Origin of the sequence: Turicibacter faecis (assembly GCF_037076425.1) — a bacterium.
GTDB lineage: Bacteria > Bacillota_I > Bacilli_A > MOL361 > Turicibacteraceae > Turicibacter > Turicibacter faecis.
On sequence record NZ_AP028127.1, the window covers coordinates 2,067,059 to 2,085,199 of the forward strand.

The 18,141-nt window shown below is 39.0% G+C and carries 13 protein-coding genes and 2 rRNA genes; 1 reads left to right on the forward strand and 14 read right to left on the reverse strand.

Annotated elements, in window-relative coordinates:
* Nucleotides 1-35: 35 nt before the first annotated feature.
* The 3 genes from AACH31_RS10040 to metG form a co-directional block, all read right to left on the reverse strand.
* Nucleotides 36-2,930: ribosomal RNA gene (locus tag AACH31_RS10040) — 23S ribosomal RNA — on the reverse strand.
* A 92-nt stretch (nucleotides 2,931-3,022) separates the two neighbouring features.
* A 16S ribosomal RNA gene (locus AACH31_RS10045) occupies nucleotides 3,023-4,539 on the reverse strand.
* Together the 16S and 23S rRNA genes form the textbook arrangement of a ribosomal RNA operon.
* Before the next feature lie 420 nt (nucleotides 4,540-4,959).
* A complete protein-coding gene (gene metG, locus AACH31_RS10050; RefSeq protein ID WP_338617578.1) occupies nucleotides 4,960-6,927 on the reverse strand; it encodes a methionine--tRNA ligase in 1,968 nt (655 codons plus the stop codon).
* 280 nt (nucleotides 6,928-7,207) lie between these two features.
* Here metG and AACH31_RS10055 point away from each other — a divergent pair, with 280 nt between their 5' ends.
* Entirely contained in the window at nucleotides 7,208-7,612 is a 405-nt protein-coding gene (locus AACH31_RS10055) for a hypothetical protein (protein WP_161832678.1), read from the forward strand.
* Nucleotides 7,613-8,075: 463 nt separating this feature from the next.
* On the opposite strand, the gene alr is transcribed toward AACH31_RS10055, so the two are convergent.
* From alr to AACH31_RS10110, 11 genes are all read right to left on the reverse strand, one after another.
* Complete coding sequence (gene alr, locus AACH31_RS10060) at nucleotides 8,076-9,206, reverse strand: alanine racemase (protein WP_161832677.1); 1,131 nt, start codon at nucleotides 9,204-9,206, stop codon at nucleotides 8,076-8,078.
* Nucleotides 9,207-9,234: 28 nt separating this feature from the next.
* On the reverse strand, nucleotides 9,235-10,089 hold the full coding sequence (gene rsmI, locus AACH31_RS10065) for a 16S rRNA (cytidine(1402)-2'-O)-methyltransferase (protein WP_161832676.1): 855 nt from the start codon (nucleotides 10,087-10,089) through the stop codon (nucleotides 9,235-9,237).
* Between the two features lie 39 nt (nucleotides 10,090-10,128).
* The gene (locus AACH31_RS10070; RefSeq protein WP_161832675.1) at nucleotides 10,129-10,722 is read right to left on the reverse strand and encodes a zinc dependent phospholipase C family protein; all 594 of its coding nucleotides are present in this window, start codon (nucleotides 10,720-10,722) and stop codon (nucleotides 10,129-10,131) included.
* Between the two features lie 16 nt (nucleotides 10,723-10,738).
* Entirely contained in the window at nucleotides 10,739-12,259 is a 1,521-nt protein-coding gene (cls, locus tag AACH31_RS10075; RefSeq protein ID WP_262951088.1) for a cardiolipin synthase, read from the reverse strand.
* A gap of 77 nt (nucleotides 12,260-12,336) precedes the next feature.
* Complete coding sequence (locus AACH31_RS10080) at nucleotides 12,337-13,125, reverse strand: tRNA1(Val) (adenine(37)-N6)-methyltransferase (protein ID WP_161832673.1); 789 nt, start codon at nucleotides 13,123-13,125, stop codon at nucleotides 12,337-12,339.
* Nucleotides 13,126-13,243: 118 nt separating this feature from the next.
* Entirely contained in the window at nucleotides 13,244-14,104 is an 861-nt protein-coding gene (locus AACH31_RS10085) for a PSP1 domain-containing protein (RefSeq protein ID WP_161832672.1), read from the reverse strand.
* A complete protein-coding gene (gene holB, locus AACH31_RS10090; protein ID WP_161832671.1) occupies nucleotides 14,089-15,087 on the reverse strand; it encodes a DNA polymerase III subunit delta' in 999 nt (332 codons plus the stop codon). Before holB ends, AACH31_RS10085 begins: the two co-directional genes overlap by 16 nt.
* Nucleotides 15,088-15,116: 29 nt before the next feature.
* A complete protein-coding gene (gene tmk / locus AACH31_RS10095; protein ID WP_161832670.1) occupies nucleotides 15,117-15,746 on the reverse strand; it encodes a dTMP kinase in 630 nt (209 codons plus the stop codon).
* Between the two features lie 319 nt (nucleotides 15,747-16,065).
* Entirely contained in the window at nucleotides 16,066-16,404 is a 339-nt protein-coding gene (locus AACH31_RS10100) for a YolD-like family protein (RefSeq protein ID WP_161832669.1), read from the reverse strand.
* Between the two features lie 168 nt (nucleotides 16,405-16,572).
* Entirely contained in the window at nucleotides 16,573-17,340 is a 768-nt protein-coding gene (truA, locus tag AACH31_RS10105) for a tRNA pseudouridine(38-40) synthase TruA (protein ID WP_161832668.1), read from the reverse strand.
* 11 nt (nucleotides 17,341-17,351) lie between these two features.
* Complete coding sequence (locus tag AACH31_RS10110; protein ID WP_161832667.1) at nucleotides 17,352-18,140, reverse strand: energy-coupling factor transporter transmembrane component T family protein; 789 nt, start codon at nucleotides 18,138-18,140, stop codon at nucleotides 17,352-17,354.
* Nucleotide 18,141 lies beyond the last annotated feature (1 nt).

The following is an 18,141-nucleotide window of genomic DNA, read 5'->3' on the forward strand; positions in this document are numbered from 1 at the left end:
CTCACAAAACTAGATATCTTCTGCTTACTTCCTTATTAGTTAAGTCCTCGATCGATTAGTATCAGTCCGCTTCATCTGTCACCAAACTTCCACTCCTGACCTATCTACCTCGTCGTCTTCAAGGGATCTTACTTCTTTCGAATGGGAAATCTCATCTTGAGGGGGGCTTCACGCTTAGATGCTTTCAGCGTTTATCCCTTCCACACGTAGCTACCCAGCTATGCTCCTGGCAGAACAACTGGTACACCAGCGGTGTGTCCATCCCGGTCCTCTCGTACTAAGGACAGCTCCTCTCAAATTTCCTACGCCCACGACGGATAGGGACCGAACTGTCTCACGACGTTCTGAACCCAGCTCGCGTACCGCTTTAATGGGCGAACAGCCCAACCCTTGGGACCGACTACAGCCCCAGGATGCGATGAGCCGACATCGAGGTGCCAAACCTCCCCGTCGATGTGAACTCTTGGGGGAGATCAGCCTGTTATCCCCGGGGTAGCTTTTATCCGTTGAGCGACGGCCCTTCCATTCGGTACCGCCGGATCACTAAGCCCGACTTTCGTCCCTGCTCGACTTGTTGGTCTCGCAGTCAAGCTCCCTTCTGCCTTTACACTCTTCGAATGATTTCCAACCATTCTGAGGGAACCTTTGGGCGCCTCCGTTACTCTTTGGGAGGCGACCGCCCCAGTCAAACTGCCCACCTGACACTGTCCCCTGACCAGCTCATGGCCACGGGTTAGAACCCCAGTAACACAAGGGTAGTATCCCAACAGCGACTCCTCCAAGACTGGCGTCCTGGTCTCTTCGTCTCCTACCTATCCTGTACATGTGTCACCAGTGCTCAATATCAAGCTACAGTAAAGCTCCACGGGGTCTTTCCGTCCTGTCGCGGGTAACCTGCATCTTCACAGGTACTATGATTTCACCGAGTCTCTTGTTGAGACAGCGCCCAGATCGTTACGCCTTTCGTGCGGGTCGGAACTTACCCGACAAGGAATTTCGCTACCTTAGGACCGTTATAGTTACGGCCACCGTTTACTGGGGCTTCAATTCAAAGCTTCGCTTGCGCTAACCTCTCCTCTTAACCTTCCAGCACCGGGCAGGCGTCAGCCCCTATACATCACCTTGCGGTTTAGCAGAGACCTGTGTTTTTGATAAACAGTCGCCTGGGCCTTTTCACTGCGGCTTGCTTTCACAAGCACCCCTTCTCCCGAAGTTACGGGGTCATTTTGCCGAGTTCCTTAACAAGAGTTCTCTCGCTCATCTTAGGATTCTCTCCTCGCCTACCTGTGTCGGTTATCGGTACGGGCACCTAATAAATTATCCCTAGAAGCTTTTCTTGGAAGCGTGACATCAGCTGACTTCACCCTTTCGGGCTTTCGGCATCACAGCTCAATGTTTCGCCATGCGGATTTGCCTACATGACCACCTCACTGCTTACACGTGAATCCATTCACACGCTCAACTTAGCCTTCTCCGTCACTCCTTCAGTTTATTAAGTGGTACAGGAATCTCTACCTGTTGTCCATCGGCTACGCCTTTCGGCCTCACCTTAGGTCCCGACTTACCCAGGGCGGACGAGCCTTCCCCTGGAAACCTTAGGCTTTCGATGGATAGGATTCTCACCTATCTTTCGCTACTCACACCGGCATTCTCACTTCTAACCGCTCCACAGCTCCTTCCGGTACTGCTTCTCCGCTGTTAGAACGCTCTCCTACCACTGACACTTCGTGTCAATCCGCAGCTTCGGCGGTCCGTTTAGCCCCGGTACATTTTCGGCGCAGAGTCACTCGACTAGTGAGCTATTACGCACTCTTTAAAGGATGGCTGCTTCTAAGCCAACCTCCTAGTTGTCTGTGCATCTCCACATCCTTTTCCACTTAACGGACACTTGGAGGCCTCAGCTGGCGGTCTGGGCTCTTTCCCTTTTGACCATGGACCTTATCACCCACAGTCTGACTCCCGATCATATCTATCTGGCATTCGGAGTTTGATTGAGATCAGTACCCCGAGGTGGGGCCAGTCACCCATTCAGTGCTCTACCTCCAGTAGACTCTTATCGAGGCTAGCCCTAAAGCTATTTCGGAGAGAACCAGCTATATCCGTGTTCGATTGGAATTTCACCCCTAGCCACAAGTCATCCAAGCACTTTTCAACGTGCCCTGGTTCGGCCCTCCAGTCAGTGTTACCTGACCTTCAGCCTGCTCATGGCTAGCTCACACGGTTTCGGGTCTACAACATCGTACTCCTCGCCCTATTCAGACTCGCTTTCGCTTCGGCTCCGTCTCTTCAACTTAACCTTGCACGATATCGTAACTCGCCGGTTCATTCTACAAAAGGCACGCCATCACCCTTTAACGGGCTCTGACTAGTTGTAGGCACACGGTTTCAGGTTCTCTTTCACTCCCCTTCCGGGGTTCTTTTCACCTTTCCCTCACGGTACTGGTTCACTATCGGTCACTAGGTAGTATTTAGCCTTACGAGATGGTCCTCGTTGCTTCCGACGGGATTTCTCGTGTCCCGCCGTACTCAGGATCCCTTCCCTGCTTCACACAATTTCACCTACGGGACTCTCACCCCCTCCGGTTGGCCTTCCCAGACCATTCGGCTATCATGTTCAGTCATTTCTGAAGGTCCTTCTACCCCGGATTACTCCGGTTTGGGCTCCTCCCTGTTCGCTCGCCGCTACTTGGGGAATCGATGTTTCTTTCTTTTCCTCCAGGTACTTAGATGTTTCAGTTCCCTGGGTCTGTCTCCTCTATGGCTATTGATTCACCATACGGTGCTAGCGTATGACCACTAGCGGGTTTCCCCATTCGGATATCCCCGGCTCTTTGCTTACTTACAGCTCCCCGAGGCGTTTCGCCGTTTGTCGCGTCCTTCTTCGACTCCTAGTGCCTAGGCATCCTCCGTGCGCCCTTTATTACTTAACTTTTCTTCTTCAGAAGATATCTAGTTTTCAAAGATCAATTCTAGGAAAATCGAAATTCTCCCAAAACTAAACAGAACGTCTCTTTCTCCATAGAAAGGAGGTGATCCATCCCCACCTTCCGGTAGGGATACCTTGTTACGACTTCACCCCAATCATCTACCCCACCTTAGGCAGCTCCCTCCTTGCGGTTAGGCCACTGACTTCGGGTGTTGTAAACTCTCGTGGTGTGACGGGCGGTGTGTACAAGACCCGGGAACGTATTCACCGCGACATTCTGATTCGCGATTACTAGCGATTCCAACTTCATGTAGGCGAGTTGCAGCCTACAATCCGAACTGAGATTGGCTTTATGAGGTTTGCTCCACGTCACCGCTTCGCTTCTCTTTGTACCAACCATTGTAGCACGTGTGTAGCCCAGGTCATAAGGGGCATGATGATTTGACGTCATCCCCACCTTCCTCCAGTTTGTCACTGGCAGTCTCGTTAGAGTCCCCATCTTACTGCTGGCAACTAACGACAGGGGTTGCGCTCGTTGCGGGACTTAACCCAACATCTCACGACACGAGCTGACGACAACCATGCACCACCTGTATCCATTGTCCCCGAAGGAAACCCTCTATCTCTAGAGGCGTCAATGGTATGTCAAGACCTGGTAAGGTTCTTCGCGTTGCTTCGAATTAAACCACATGCTCCACCGCTTGTGCGGGTCCCCGTCAATTCCTTTGAGTTTCAGTCTTGCGACCGTACTCCCCAGGCGGAGTGCTTAATGCGTTAACTTCAGCACTGAGGTTCGACCCCCAACACTTAGCACTCATCGTTTACGGCGTGGACTACCAGGGTATCTAATCCTGTTTGCTCCCCACGCTTTCGCGCCTCAGTGTCAGTTGCAGACCAGGAAGCCGCCTTCGCCACTGGTGTTCCTCCATATCTCTACGCATTTCACCGCTACACATGGAATTCCACTTCCCTCTTCTGCACTCAAGTCAACCAGTTTCCAATGACCCTCCACGGTTAAGCCGTGGGCTTTCACATCAGACTTAATTAACCACCTGCGCGCTCTTTACGCCCAATAATTCCGGATAACGCTTGCCACCTACGTATTACCGCGGCTGCTGGCACGTAGTTAGCCGTGGCTTTCTCATAAGGTACCGTCAATTGATAGTCATTTCCTCCTATCACCTTTCTTCCCTTATAACAGAATTTTACAACCCGAAGGCCTTCTTCATTCACGCGGCGTTGCTCGGTCAGGCTTTCGCCCATTGCCGAAGATTCCCTACTGCTGCCTCCCGTAGGAGTCTGGGCCGTGTCTCAGTCCCAGTGTGGCCGTTCACCCTCTCAGGTCGGCTACGCATCGTCGCCTTGGTAGGCCTTTACCCCACCAACTAGCTAATGCGCCGCAGGCTCATCCATCAGTGATGCCAGGAGCATCTTTAAACTTTCGTCCTATCCGGTATTAGCGATCGTTTCCAATCGTTGTCCCCGTCTGATGGGCAGATCACCTACGTGTTACTCACCCGTTCGCCGCTTCCCACCGAAGTGGTTCGCTCGACTTGCATGTATTAGGCACGCCGCCAGCGTTCATCCTGAGCCAGGATCAAACTCTCCATAATTGTTTGTTTCCTTAGCTTGCGAAATTTCTTTCGCTCATGATTCTTGACGTTCTGTTTAGTTTTCAAAGAACTTCTCTCGCCTTTTGGCGACTTCTTTATCTTACCACATTCGACTTTTTCTGTCAAATGTTTTTTATCTTTTTTGTAAGATTTCTTGTCTGCCTCTCTTGGCGACTTTTCTAGTTTATCATGTTCAACCGTTTCTGTCAAACACTTTTTAACTTTTTTTGTTTTCTTTTCCATCGCCCTTTTGGCGACTCATTTATAATACCACTCCAATACAATATTGTCAAATATTTTATATTAATTTTCTAAACTATTCGCCTAATCAGTATAGTTTTAAGAGTTGGCCCTCCCCATACTTATATTTCTTATATAAAAAAAGAATCTATACCTTAGGCACAGATTCTTTTTTCATTCCTATTTAACTAATGACCCGTTTGGTAATTCATCCATAATCGTAGGTAATGTTAATAACCCATCATTTGAAGCGGCTAAAACCATTCCCTCTGATAATTCACCACGAAGTTTTACAGGTTTTAGATTTGTTACAACCAATACCTTACGACCTACTAATTGTTCCGGTTTATAGTGTTCAGCAATTCCCGAAACGATTTGACGAACCTCTGTTCCTAAATCGATTTGTGAAACTAATAGACGATCAGCTTTAGGATGTTGTTTACATTCTTTAATTTGTCCGATTTTAATCTCAACTTTTGTAAAATCTTCAATACCAATTAGCGCCTTTTCTTCTTTAGGTTGTTCATTTTTTGTCTCTGCTGCTTTTTCAGTATTCGTCGCAACTGATTTTGACATCTGTTCTTTAATATATTCCACTTCTACTTCTACCTCCAAACGTGGGAAAATCGGTGTCCCTTTAGAAACAACTTTTGTTCCCTCTGACAATTTATTAAACTGCTTTAAACTATTCCAATTCATAACGTCTTGTTGATGAATTCCTAATTGTGCAAAAATTTGTGGAGTTGTACGCGGCATAAATGGTTCAATCATAATAGCAATCTGGCGTAAACTTTCCACTAAATGAAGCATCACAGAAGCTAATTTATCAGTATTAGCCTCTTCCTTTGCTAATACCCACGGGGCAGTTTCATCTATATATTTATTTGTACGTGCTACTAATGACCAGATATCAGATAATACCGCACTAAATTGCATTTCCTCAAAATTTTCTTCTACCTTTGTTACTGTAGTATTAACGAACTCTTCCAATGTCTGATCAAACTCAGCAACTTGTCCCTTGTACGTTGGAATAACCCCGTCAAAATACTTGTTTATCATCGAAACAGTACGATTTAATAAATTTCCTAAGTCGTTCGCTAAGTCAAAGTTAACACGCTCAACAAAAGATTCTGGTGAAAATACACCATCCTGACCAAATGGTAGTTCACGTAATAAGAAATAACGCACAGCATCTAAACCGTATCGTTCAATTAACATTTCTGGATAAACGACATTACCCTTTGATTTAGACATTTTTCCGTCTTTCATCATAATAAATCCATGAGCAAAGATTTTTTTCGGTAATGGCAGTCCTAACGCCATTAAAAAGATAGGCCAATAAATTGTATGGAAGCGAACAATATCTTTACCTACTACGTGAACATCGGCTGGCCAATATTTATTAAATAATTCTTCATTATCCGAACCATAACCCAGAGAAGTAATATAGTTTGATAGGGCATCCACCCAAACATATATTACATGCTTTGGATCGCCTGGAACTTTTACCCCCCAATCAAATGTAGTACGTGATACCGATAAATCTTGTAATCCCGGTTTAATAAAGTTATTAACCATTTCATTTTTACGCGATTCTGGTAAGATAAAGTCTGGATTTTCATTGTAATATTCCATTAAACGAGGAGCATATTTTTGCATATTAAAGAAATATGATTCCTCCTTAACAACTTTCACCTCACGTCCACAGTCTGGACACTTTCCATCTACAAGTTGTGTCGGTGTAAAGTAGGCCTCACATGGTGTACAATAAAGTCCCTCATAGTTTCCTTTATAGATATCACCATTTTCCATGAATATCGAAAAGATTTTCTCTACAATTTCTTCATGACGCTTTTCTGTCGTACGGATAAAATCATCATTTGTAATATCCATCATTTCCCATAATTTTTTAGCGGCATCAGCAATTTCATCTACATAAAGTTGTGGATCTTTCCCCGCTTCCATTGCTTTTTCTTGTATTTTTTGTCCGTGTTCATCCATTCCCGTTAAGAAACGCACGTCAAATCCACGGGCACGTTTATAGCGAGCCATTGCGTCAGAAGCCACAGTTGTATAGGCTGTCCCGATATGAAATCTCCCGCTTGGATAATAAATTGGTGTTGTAATATAAAATGTCGGCTTACTCACTAACTTCACCTCTTTAAATTTTTAATGCCTATATTATAGCATACTTCAAACATATTTAGACATTAAAGTGAAGGATAAGTAATATTCCCTATGAGATTAATTTTATATGCGTAAAAATAAATCCCCAATATTCGAGAAATCACTAGCATTTTTTGTAAATTTTCCATGAATTCCTCCTATACATTAACATATTATTTTAAGTATACATACGAAAAAATAGTTTTACTACACTTCGACATAAGTTATTTGGTACACTTTTTCTTGTTAGGGAGGAATTAATATGAAAAATGTAAAAGGACAACTTACCCAAAGAGATATTACCCTCATTGAATATTGTCTTGCACATTTGCCCATCAGCAGTGAGATTGCCGCTGCCCTTTTTTACCCCAATAAATATATTGCTCAGCGCCGACTAAATACAATTCACAACCTCAAACAACTTAAACGTACCGAAAGACTCGTCGTCAACCAGCCCTATATTTATTATTTTCATAAGAAGGATTTAAAAAACTATCCCTTCAGCCAACTTCTTTATGATATTCATTGTGAGGGTTATGAAATTGAAAATTATCACTTTGAAGATAATTTATTAACCGCTCATATCCATAAAGAAAATGCATCTTATAAAATTAATGCCACTCTGAATAATTTGCCACAAATCTATAAACGTTTATCACTAAAGTAAGATAACTATATGAAAAAAGAAAGATATCTAGATACACTCAAAATATCCCCCTCTTTCATTAACTTATCCAAAAATAAAATAATTGGAATATGATCATTCATATAAAAACTGATATAGTTGTCTTTCTTTTAAACTCAAGCTCACTATTACATAAAAAAAACTGACTTGTATGGATTCGTCATTCAAACAATCTAACAAGTCAGTTTTTTTATGGATAAATGAAATCCTTAATAACCCCTTCTAATCTACCTATTTCCCGTTTTTCATAAATTATCCCCCACTAAAATATACAATGATCAATGCTTTTATATTTCATGTAATGCCACTCTCGGATTAAACCGCCACAATATCCATCCTGAGTTTCAATCATAAAAGACAAAATTTTAAGACCATAAAAAAACTTTCTTCTATACTTCATTGTCTTTTGGTTGTGTATAGGGAACAGCTAATTTTTCGATAGATTCTATTCAAATCTCATTTTTTTTACGGCTATAATTTTACCATCCTTCTTATAAACTCGAGGAACGCGATCACTAATTAAACATAAGATTTCATAACTAATCGTTCCAATTTCTCGTGCGACACGCTCTACAGGCATTCCTTCACCAATTAGGGTGACAACTGTTCCCATTGGAATAGGATTCGGCAAACGAATCATCATCTGGTCCATACACACCCGACCAACTATTTCGCACTCAACTCCATTAACAATCACATTTCTTCCCTGATGTAGTCTAATCCATCCATCGGCATATCCAATAGGAACTACACCAATCCATTCGTCCTCAGAAGCCTCATAGGTCGCACCATAGCCTACCTTATCTCCCTTTTTAATTTTTTTTACTTGTACAACATTAGAAAATAATTTTAAGGCAGGTTTTAGGTCAAATGAAATTGGAATGAAGTCTTCATCCGGATTAATACCATAAAGCCCTAGACCCAAACGAATTCCGTGATCAAATTGAAATTCTTTTTGTAATAGTGTTGCAGTATTTTCTAAATGAACGTATTTGACACCCGTTAAATCTAATTCCTTGATGAGATGCCTAAACTGACGGATTTGGTAATCTAAATACTCGCTATCACAATCCGCTGTCGCCATATGCGTAAATATACCTTCAATCTCAACCATTGAAGCTCGACAAAGGTCCTCATAACATTCTTTAACTTGATCACTATCCATCAACCCTAGCCGATGCATCCCACTATCAACTTTTAAATGAACCTTAATCTTTTCCTTTAATGGCAATTGTACTAATTGGTTAATCCACATTTTATCATGAGCGGTCAATGAGATATTATGGCGGGCTGCCAATGGAACATCTTTTAGGCGAGTCATTCCCAGGACTAAGATTGGGACTTCAATTCCTGATTGACGTAGACGTAATGCCTCATCTAATCCACTAACTGCTAGACAATTTGCTCCTGCCTCTATTGCTACTTTAGACACTTCTACATCCCCGTGACCATATCCGTTTGCCTTTACAACAACAAAAAGTGATTTTGTCGGATGTATTCTTTTAATTTGTTTTACATTATAAGCGATAGCGTCTAAATCGATCTCCGCCCATGTATCACGATAAAACTCTTGCATACGCTTCACCTCTCCCCTAATCACTGTACTAATTTATATGAAATGTACGATAAACTTCATTTTTTGCTAGTTTACGTTCTTTAGCAACACGTTTAATACTTTCATTAGGACTATGGCCCTGTTCAATGTAGTAATTTACGTGCTCAATGATATCTAAATCTTGCCACCAGACAACCTCTTCTTTCTTCTCGGTCGTTCCTTCAACAATAACAACCATCTCGCCACGTAATTCATCCGCCACCTCAAGAATTTCTTGTATAGTTCCACGAATAAACTCCTCATACTGCTTAGTTAACTCTCGGGCAATCACAACACGTCGATTTCCAAGAATCTCTAACATAACTTGAAGAGTTTCCTTAATACGATGTGGCGATTCGTAATAGATTGTTGTAAAAGGTTGATATTTTAAATCCTCTAATTCCTTTTTCTTCTTTGATTTAACGCGGTTTAAAAACCCATAAAAAAGAAAGGGTTGGGGAACGAGACCCGAAGCAATTAGTGCGGACAAGGCTGCATTTGCACCAGGAATAGGAACAACAGCGTAACCTGCCTTAATCGCGTCTGCAACAATTTCATAACCTGGATCCGAAATACATGGCAATCCCGCATCACTCACCAGGGCTATATTTTTCCCCTCTTCGAGTAATGCGATTATTTGGTTGCCTTTCGAATCCTTATTATGTTCATGATAACTAGTTAAAGGAGTCTCAATTTCAAAAGCATGACATAATTTTTTAGTATGTCTCGTATCTTCTGCCGCAATTAAATCTACAGATTTTAATGTTTCAATACAACGAGGGGTCATATCTCCTAAGTTTCCAATAGGGGTCGCTACTAAGTATAAACTCGCACCCTCTTGTTTAAAGCTTTTTTGAATCTCCATATAAGTCACTCCATCTATTAATTAATACTTTCTATTATACTAAATTTTACTCCTTTTTGGATAATCAGTCACGAGTAATTTATTAAATTCAAAGTGTGTTATCACATATTGCATCACTGATAAAGCAAGTACCACCATATCTTCGAAATCTTGCGATACACTCCTTATTAACGGAACCTCATTCATACCACGAGTTAACTCAGAAACATAGTACTGAATCTCTTGAACATCCTTGAAAGGAATAGCTTTTACGGGATCCATTTTTTGAAATTTAATTTTGGCATATCGGTGTAATTTAACTTCGTATTTTATATGTTTTGCTAATGAATGATGTTCATATAAATAGTCGTTTGCATGGTAAACACACGCGTAATCACAGAAAAAGTGAATAATGACCCCCAAATGTTCAGAAAAATGTTTCACACTAACCGGATGTGTCAGTAAATGATTGAGCATGGAAAAAATAATTTCCCTATTATCCCGATAATAATGGCTCATCCTTAAGTATTTCTGACTAATATCAGGTTTAATATTTCCATACATGAACCATTCTTTATGAATATGATTTTGATTAGTAGGAGATAACTGATTATACAGAAATTCTCCAATTAATCGATGGGTATTTGCTATCATTTAAACCTCATCCTTTCTACATAACTGCGGAAAACAACTGCGCTAAAGATTGTAACGTCCGATCTTTAATCGATCTATTTTTCCAATCCTGATAAATTATTTCAGTTGATCGAGAAAAGTCAATATTAAAATCATTCAATAGAGATTGAATAGATTGCGTTTCATATAGCATCACATTCACCTCGAAATTTAAATAAAAACTTCTAATATCTAAATTAGCCGTTCCAACCGTTGCTATTTTCCCATCTACAATGACGACTTTAGCATGACAAAATACACCATCATAAGTATAAATACGAACCCCTACAGCTAACAATGCTTCAAAGTAAGATTGTGTAGCATAATAGACAAATTTCTTATCCGGTCTTCCAGGAACAATAATTCTGACATCAATCCCCGATAAGGCAGCATTTTTTAAAGCCATAATGACATCAAAGTCAGGAATTAAATAGGGAGTAATCATATAGATACTTTGATTAGCATCCATAATCATCCGAAAAATAGTTTGCTTTATGGGTGCGATGGCTGATGTTGGACCAGAATCCACGACCTGGACGCCGCCATCCTCCTCACATTTAGTAAAATAAAAATAACGTTCATCTTCTAGGCGTTCCCCTGTTGCAAAGAACCAATCACCTGCAAATAAAACAGAAAAATCATGCACTGCTTCTCCCTCTATTAAAATGGATGTATCTCTCCAAAATCCAAACTTAACCGAACGGTGGATATATTCATCCCCAATGTTAATTCCGCCAGTAATTGCCACCTTTCCATCAACTACTAATATTTTTCGATGATTCCGGTGATTTATTTTATTCGATAAAATTGGGATCCACACAGGATCAAATTCTGCAAATTTAATTCCAGACCGTCTCATTAACGAGATGGTTGACTGCGACATTCTCTTTGAAGAACCCATAGCATCAATTAAAACTCTCACCTCTACCCCGGCCTGAGCTCTATCAATTAGTGCATTAACAACACGCATTCCCATCTCATCGCTATGAAAAATATAATATTCTAAGAAAATAAACTGTTGGGCATTTTTAATCGCCTCTAATAAAACGGGAAATTTTTGCTCTCCATTTGTAAGAATACGTGTTTTAGAACGAAAGGAAATATCATTTATAGCAGTCATTTTATTTAGTTTAACAAGTCTGCAAGCTTCATCGCTCAACACCGTTTTAACTTGTGAATGGTCAAAATCACAAACCGGACTAAGGTAGTCATCCCCCAATTGTTTCATTCGTCGATGGTACCTATAAGTCTCTCTAAATCCATTTCCGACCATTATATATAGAATTAAACCTAACACGGGAAATAACGCGATTACAAATAACCACGGAAGTTTGTTTTTTGAATCAGAATAAATAAAGATAATTAACCAGACTAATATAGAGAGTACAGAAAGCCCTATATAAACCAGGCTCCCCGTCGCAATCGCAACGCTATCCACAACGGATGAATAGTAAAAGCTTAAACAGTAAACGAGAAATGTTATTATGGCTAAAGTTATTAATGCAATTGATCGTTTCACATTCTATCACCTACTGATAGTTTATCCATCTATTAAGAGTTTATAACTAATTTTTTACCATAAAAAAGAAGCGCCCTTTATTGAGACGCCTCTTCTTTCTTACCCAACATAAATAAATCTAAAATTTCTTGACTGTAATTAACACTTGTTTCATTTTCATAAACGAATAAAGGATTTTCAATTCGAAGGTTTCCGGCCTTTCCCCCTTTAATTCCCTCGATTAAAAGTACGTTTGCTTCCCGATGAATACGCGGATATACTAATCTCATTCGTTTGGGTTCAATTTTATATTTTCTAAATGTTTCTATAATATCAATCAATCTATCTGGGCGATGAACCATTGCAAATCTCCCCCCTTGTTTAAGCAACAATGAGGCCTCCTTCACTACATCATCGAGTGTGGCTAATACCTCATGACGGGCAATAGTTAAGTAATCATTTTTATTCAAATTACTATCGGGATTGACCTTAAAATAAGGAGGATTACACGTTACAACATCATAAGAAAATCTTCCGATTTTCTCATTAATCCCTTTTAAATCACCTTTTATAATTTCAATTTGATTCTCTAAACCGTTAACGGCCACATTACGACTAGCTAAATCGTGGGAAACATCCTGAATTTCAACCCCTATAATTTTAATGTTTGAATTACGAAGGGATAAAAATAAAGGAATCGGGGCATTACCTGTGCACAAATCAACAACCTTATGAGCATTTTTATTTAATGTGGCATAATTTCCTAAAAGGGTCGAATCTAATGAAAAATTAAACATTTCAGGATGTTGGATAATCTTTAAACCATCGTACCCTAATAAATCATTTAAAACTTCATTTTCTTTTAACAAGTACTCTTTACCTGACATCTTAAATACCCTCCAACATATTTATTATACTTATAAAGGGAAATTCTCTATTCTATAGAAGAATTTCCCCCTCGATAAGCCCTTCATCTAAATCTTTTTCTTACATTACATAGCCAACTTAATCCATTAACTGTTTTAATTCTGGATCAATTTTATGATCATCTTTCTTTACTTTGCGATCTAATATTTTTAATATTTCTGATGCATCATGCTTTCTAATTGTATCTTTATATTCCACAATAACAGTTTCGGCAATCATATTAATAGAACGTACTCGTCCCTCGCCTAGCTCCGTTAAAACTCTATTTCCTACATCAGGTAATCTTTTCATTAATTCAACATAAGTTTCATTCTCATACTTTAGGCAACATAGAAGTTTTCCGCAGATACCTGAAATCTTAGATGGATTAAGCGATAACTGTTGATTTTTAGCCATTTTGATAGTCACCGTCGCAAATTCACCTAAAAAGGATGTACAACATAAAACACGACCACAAGGTCCTAGTCCTCCAATCATTTTCGCGGCATCACGCACACCAATTTGACGAAGTTCAATCCGCAAACGAAATGTATAGGCCAAATCCTTCACTAATTGTCTAAAGTCGACTCTTCCCTCAGCTGTAAAATAAAAAATTAACTTTGTGCGATCAAACGTATACTCGCACCCTAAGAGTTGCATTTCTAGCTTATTCTTTGTAATCAATTGATTACAAACCTCCATCGCATAAGATTCATCCGCCTTATTCTGTTTATGTTTTTGAATATCCTCTTCGGTTGCAATTCGTAATACAGGTTTTAAAGGTAAAAATACATCCTCTTCATCAACCAGCCTTGGTTCAATCACCACTGTTCCAAATTCCATTCCGCGGATAGTCTCAACCAATACGTAATCCCCTTTTTGTGGAGAGAATCCATTAGGATCAAAAAAATATTTCTTTCCTACTTGTTTAAACTGTACTCCTACTACGGCATATTGCATCCTTCAATTCCTCCCTTCATTCTCAAAAATAATTGATCAAAGCAAAGCACTACATTCGCATTTGCTCTTAATCGTTTCTCTGTATCTAAAATAATCTGTATCTTTCTTAAACAGTCGCTTATCGTGTTTACCTCGGAACTCTCACATAAGGATGTCTTATAGGCTTCAAATGATAAGTCATCATTCTTGCCTAGCTTGATTTTTAATACATCCTTATAATAAATGATTAAAAGATTTAAATATAGTAATTGAAATTCTCTATTCTTAAATATCTCTGGATTTTGAATCAATATAATCGAGGGATCCATCTTCATCTTTAAAAGGCACTCTTCAGTTTTTAGAACAAGACTAACGACAGAACTGAATTGTTCAGATTCGGACCATCTAATCCCTTCATTCAAACTTTGAGTTAACGAGGCCAAAATAGATGCGTATTGGTGAATTCCGACAGATTTATACTGTTCAATCAATTTTTCGCGCGACATTGGCGTAAATGTTAAAACGACGGCTCTCGAACGTATAGTCGGTAAGAGCATCTCCTTATTCTCCGTTAATAAAAGCGCATAAGTGTTTTTCATCGGCTCCTCTAAAAACTTCAATAAACTATTCGCGGCACTAACGGACATTTTTTCAGCATCTTCAATAATATATACCTTAGGAGCATTTTCCGCAGCCTTCTTCGAAAACTCAGCTTGTAAAGCCTGTATTTGTTCCTTCTTTATACTATTTCCCTCAGGACGAATCATGTAAACATTCACATGTTTTTCGCTTTCAATCAATTGGCAGCTTCTACAACTACCACAAATTCTATCATCTGATTCACATAATAACATTTTAGCAAAATTTTTAGCGAACGACAACTTTCCTATCCCTTTTGCCCCTTCTAAAATGTATGCATGTACCAGACGATTTTTTAGATAACTATTAACAATAAAACGCGTTATCTTTGATTGATCCTCTAAAAATCTTTCCCATCCATGCACAGAGACCATCCCTTTTCATGTGAATTTATCTAATCTTTCAGCTGTCCAATAATTAAATTAAATACCTCATTGGATACTTCATCAACTGACTGCGTAGCATCTATTGATACGATACGATTCGAATCCATTACCGCCCGTTTTTTATACCCATTATAAACTAGTCGGTGAAACGATAAGTCTTCTAAATCCAAACGATTAACCTCTCTTTGATGGTTTCTAGCAATACGTTTTAGTCCTTCTTCTGGCTCAATATCAAAGAATATAGTTAAATTAGGCATAAACCCTTCAATTGCAAACTCATTCATTTTAAGTACTTCTTCCATACCTATTCCACGTGCATACCCCTGATATACAATAGAACTATCCACAAAACGATCGCATAATACAACATATCCATTTTCCATTGCCGGTTTAACCTTTTCTACCAGATGTTGACGACGCGCAGCAGCGTAAAGTAAAGCCTCTGTACGACAATCCATCTCCGTATGATTAGGATCTAAAATAATCTCACGAATTTTTTCAGCAATTTTAATTCCCCCAGGCTCGCGTGTATAAATAGCCTTGATTCCAACCGAAGATAATTTTTCAATTACTGAATATGCAACTGTAGTCTTTCCGGCACCTTCCCCGCCTTCTAACGTAATAAATAATCCGCTCATCGTCTATGCTCCTTTTCTAAATGAATAAATATCAATCAACATTATCTCATAGATGACTATAATTTTAAAGAAATTTGTCTCTTTCTTAAAATGAACGCTTTTTATTAAAAAATTAATGAACCATCTAATATTCGTCGTAACCGCTTTATTTTCCTTTTCATTTAATCCTACTTTTTACAGTCCTAAATCCCCTTTTGAATAAACATTCGCGTCTTCCTCTCTTCTTTTACTCCCCTATAATGATAAAAAAAAAGAGTCATGTAACCTATGAACTCCTTTTTTATCTTTAGAATAGTTAGCGAATAAGGATAACCACTAACTATTCTTCTGAAATTTTAACATCTAAAATTTGATTAAATACTACCCGTTTTAATGTAGAGTCCGTAATAACCAAGAGTTGTTCGTAATGCTCATCATAATGAGAAATCGTTCCTGCAACTTCAAATGAATCACCATTATCATCAGCTACTGTCAATTGAACAGGTAATTTTTCCTCAAATGCTCTTCTTAACCCCTTGTATCCTGTCGTCTCTTTATTTGTAATGACTTGCATATATTTCGATAAATCCTCTAGATTTAAAGCATCGTTCGGTTGAATCATGCTTTGAGTCGGATGATTTTGCCGACTAAATAATTTATTTATGAATTTTAGTGCCATATTTGCCTCCTGTATAATTCAACAAATAACTCGTTGCTCCCCTTTTCTCACCCTATCTACTATAAATTATAACATAAACTCTTTGATAAACAAACAAAGACCTAATATTTATGTTTTCATTTTACCCTATTTATCGACATCTCATACATTTTTCTACTTAGATAATTTTTATTCTATTTTTTTCGACGGAACAACTAAAACCTCCTCCGGATACTCAACACGGTGTAAATAAAGTCCCTGTGGCTTTGCCGTATGACCAGCTAAACGACGATCCTTCATGCTTAGGATATGTTTTATATCGTTTGGAAGTTTACGTCCCTCACCAACTTGAATCATTGTCCCAACCATAATACGAATCATATAGCGTAAAAAACCATTACCAACAAAGATAAAGGTTAGCTCACCCTCATCATCTAATAGCTCTGCTTTATAAATTGTTCGCTCTTTATTTACCTCGTCCAAATTTCCACAAAAAGAAGTAAAATCATGTGTTCCCAATAAATATCCCATGGCCTCTCTCATTCTCTCCACATCTAGTGGACGGCGATGATAATAGACATAATGACGGTTTAACGGATTATATTCGTTTAAAGACATCTTATATCTATACTCCTTTACCTTACCGTGGTAACGAGAATGGAAATCTGGATGAACCTCCTGACTATCTAATACATAAATATCTTCAGGTAAAATCGAGTTCAACGCTTTAGCGTAACGCCCCCCATCCATGCTAAGATCACTATCAAAATGAAAAACTTGTCCATAAGCATGAACCCCTGCATCGGTTCTTCCGGAACTATGAATTGTTACTGATTGTTTACAGATCTTATTAAGAGCTGATTCAATCTCACCTTGTACCGTCCTTTGTCCTGGTTGTCTCTGATAACCATTAAATAACGTACCATCATAAGATACTGTGCATTTAATTCTCTTCATAAAATTCCACCTTAAAAAATAATTGCTCCTAAAAATAAACCAATAGAAATTAAAATTAATATTGTATCCGGTATCCTCCATCTTAATTGATTAATGCTCGTACGTGGACGACCCGGAACATACCCTCTCACTTCCATAGCATTTGCCAATTCATCAGCTCGTTTAAACGATAAGATAAATAAGGGTACCAATAAAGAAATTAATTGTATTACTTTATCTTTAAAGTTTCCTTCACTAATATCTACACCTCGTGATGCCTGTGCTTTTAATATCTTTTGTGTCTCCTCAAATAAAGTAGGGATAAACCTTAAAGCAATCGAAATCATTAATGCAATTTCGGCTACGGGAATTCCAATCCTTCCTAACGGCTTAAATAATGATTCTAAGGCTAAGGTTAAATCAGACGGTCGCGTAGTTAAAGTTAAAAGAGTTGAAATAATTACTACAATTATTAATCTTATACTCATATAAAGACCTAGATTCAACCCTTTATCATAAATCTTAAGCGGCCCTAATGAAAATATAACATTTCCTTGATGATTAAAAAATACTTGTAAAAAAAATGTCAATACAATAAAGAAAATAATTGGTTTTAAACTTTTAATAAAGTAATTTATTGGTATTTTTGTTAACCTCATGACCAATAACTCTAAACCACACAATAAAATCATAAATAACCAGTTATCTGTAAAAAAACATGAAAGGACGAAAAATGAAGTAGCTAAAATTTTAGAACGAGCATCTAGTCTATGCCACAATGAATATCCGGGGAAATACCTCCCTATCACAATACTATTCAAC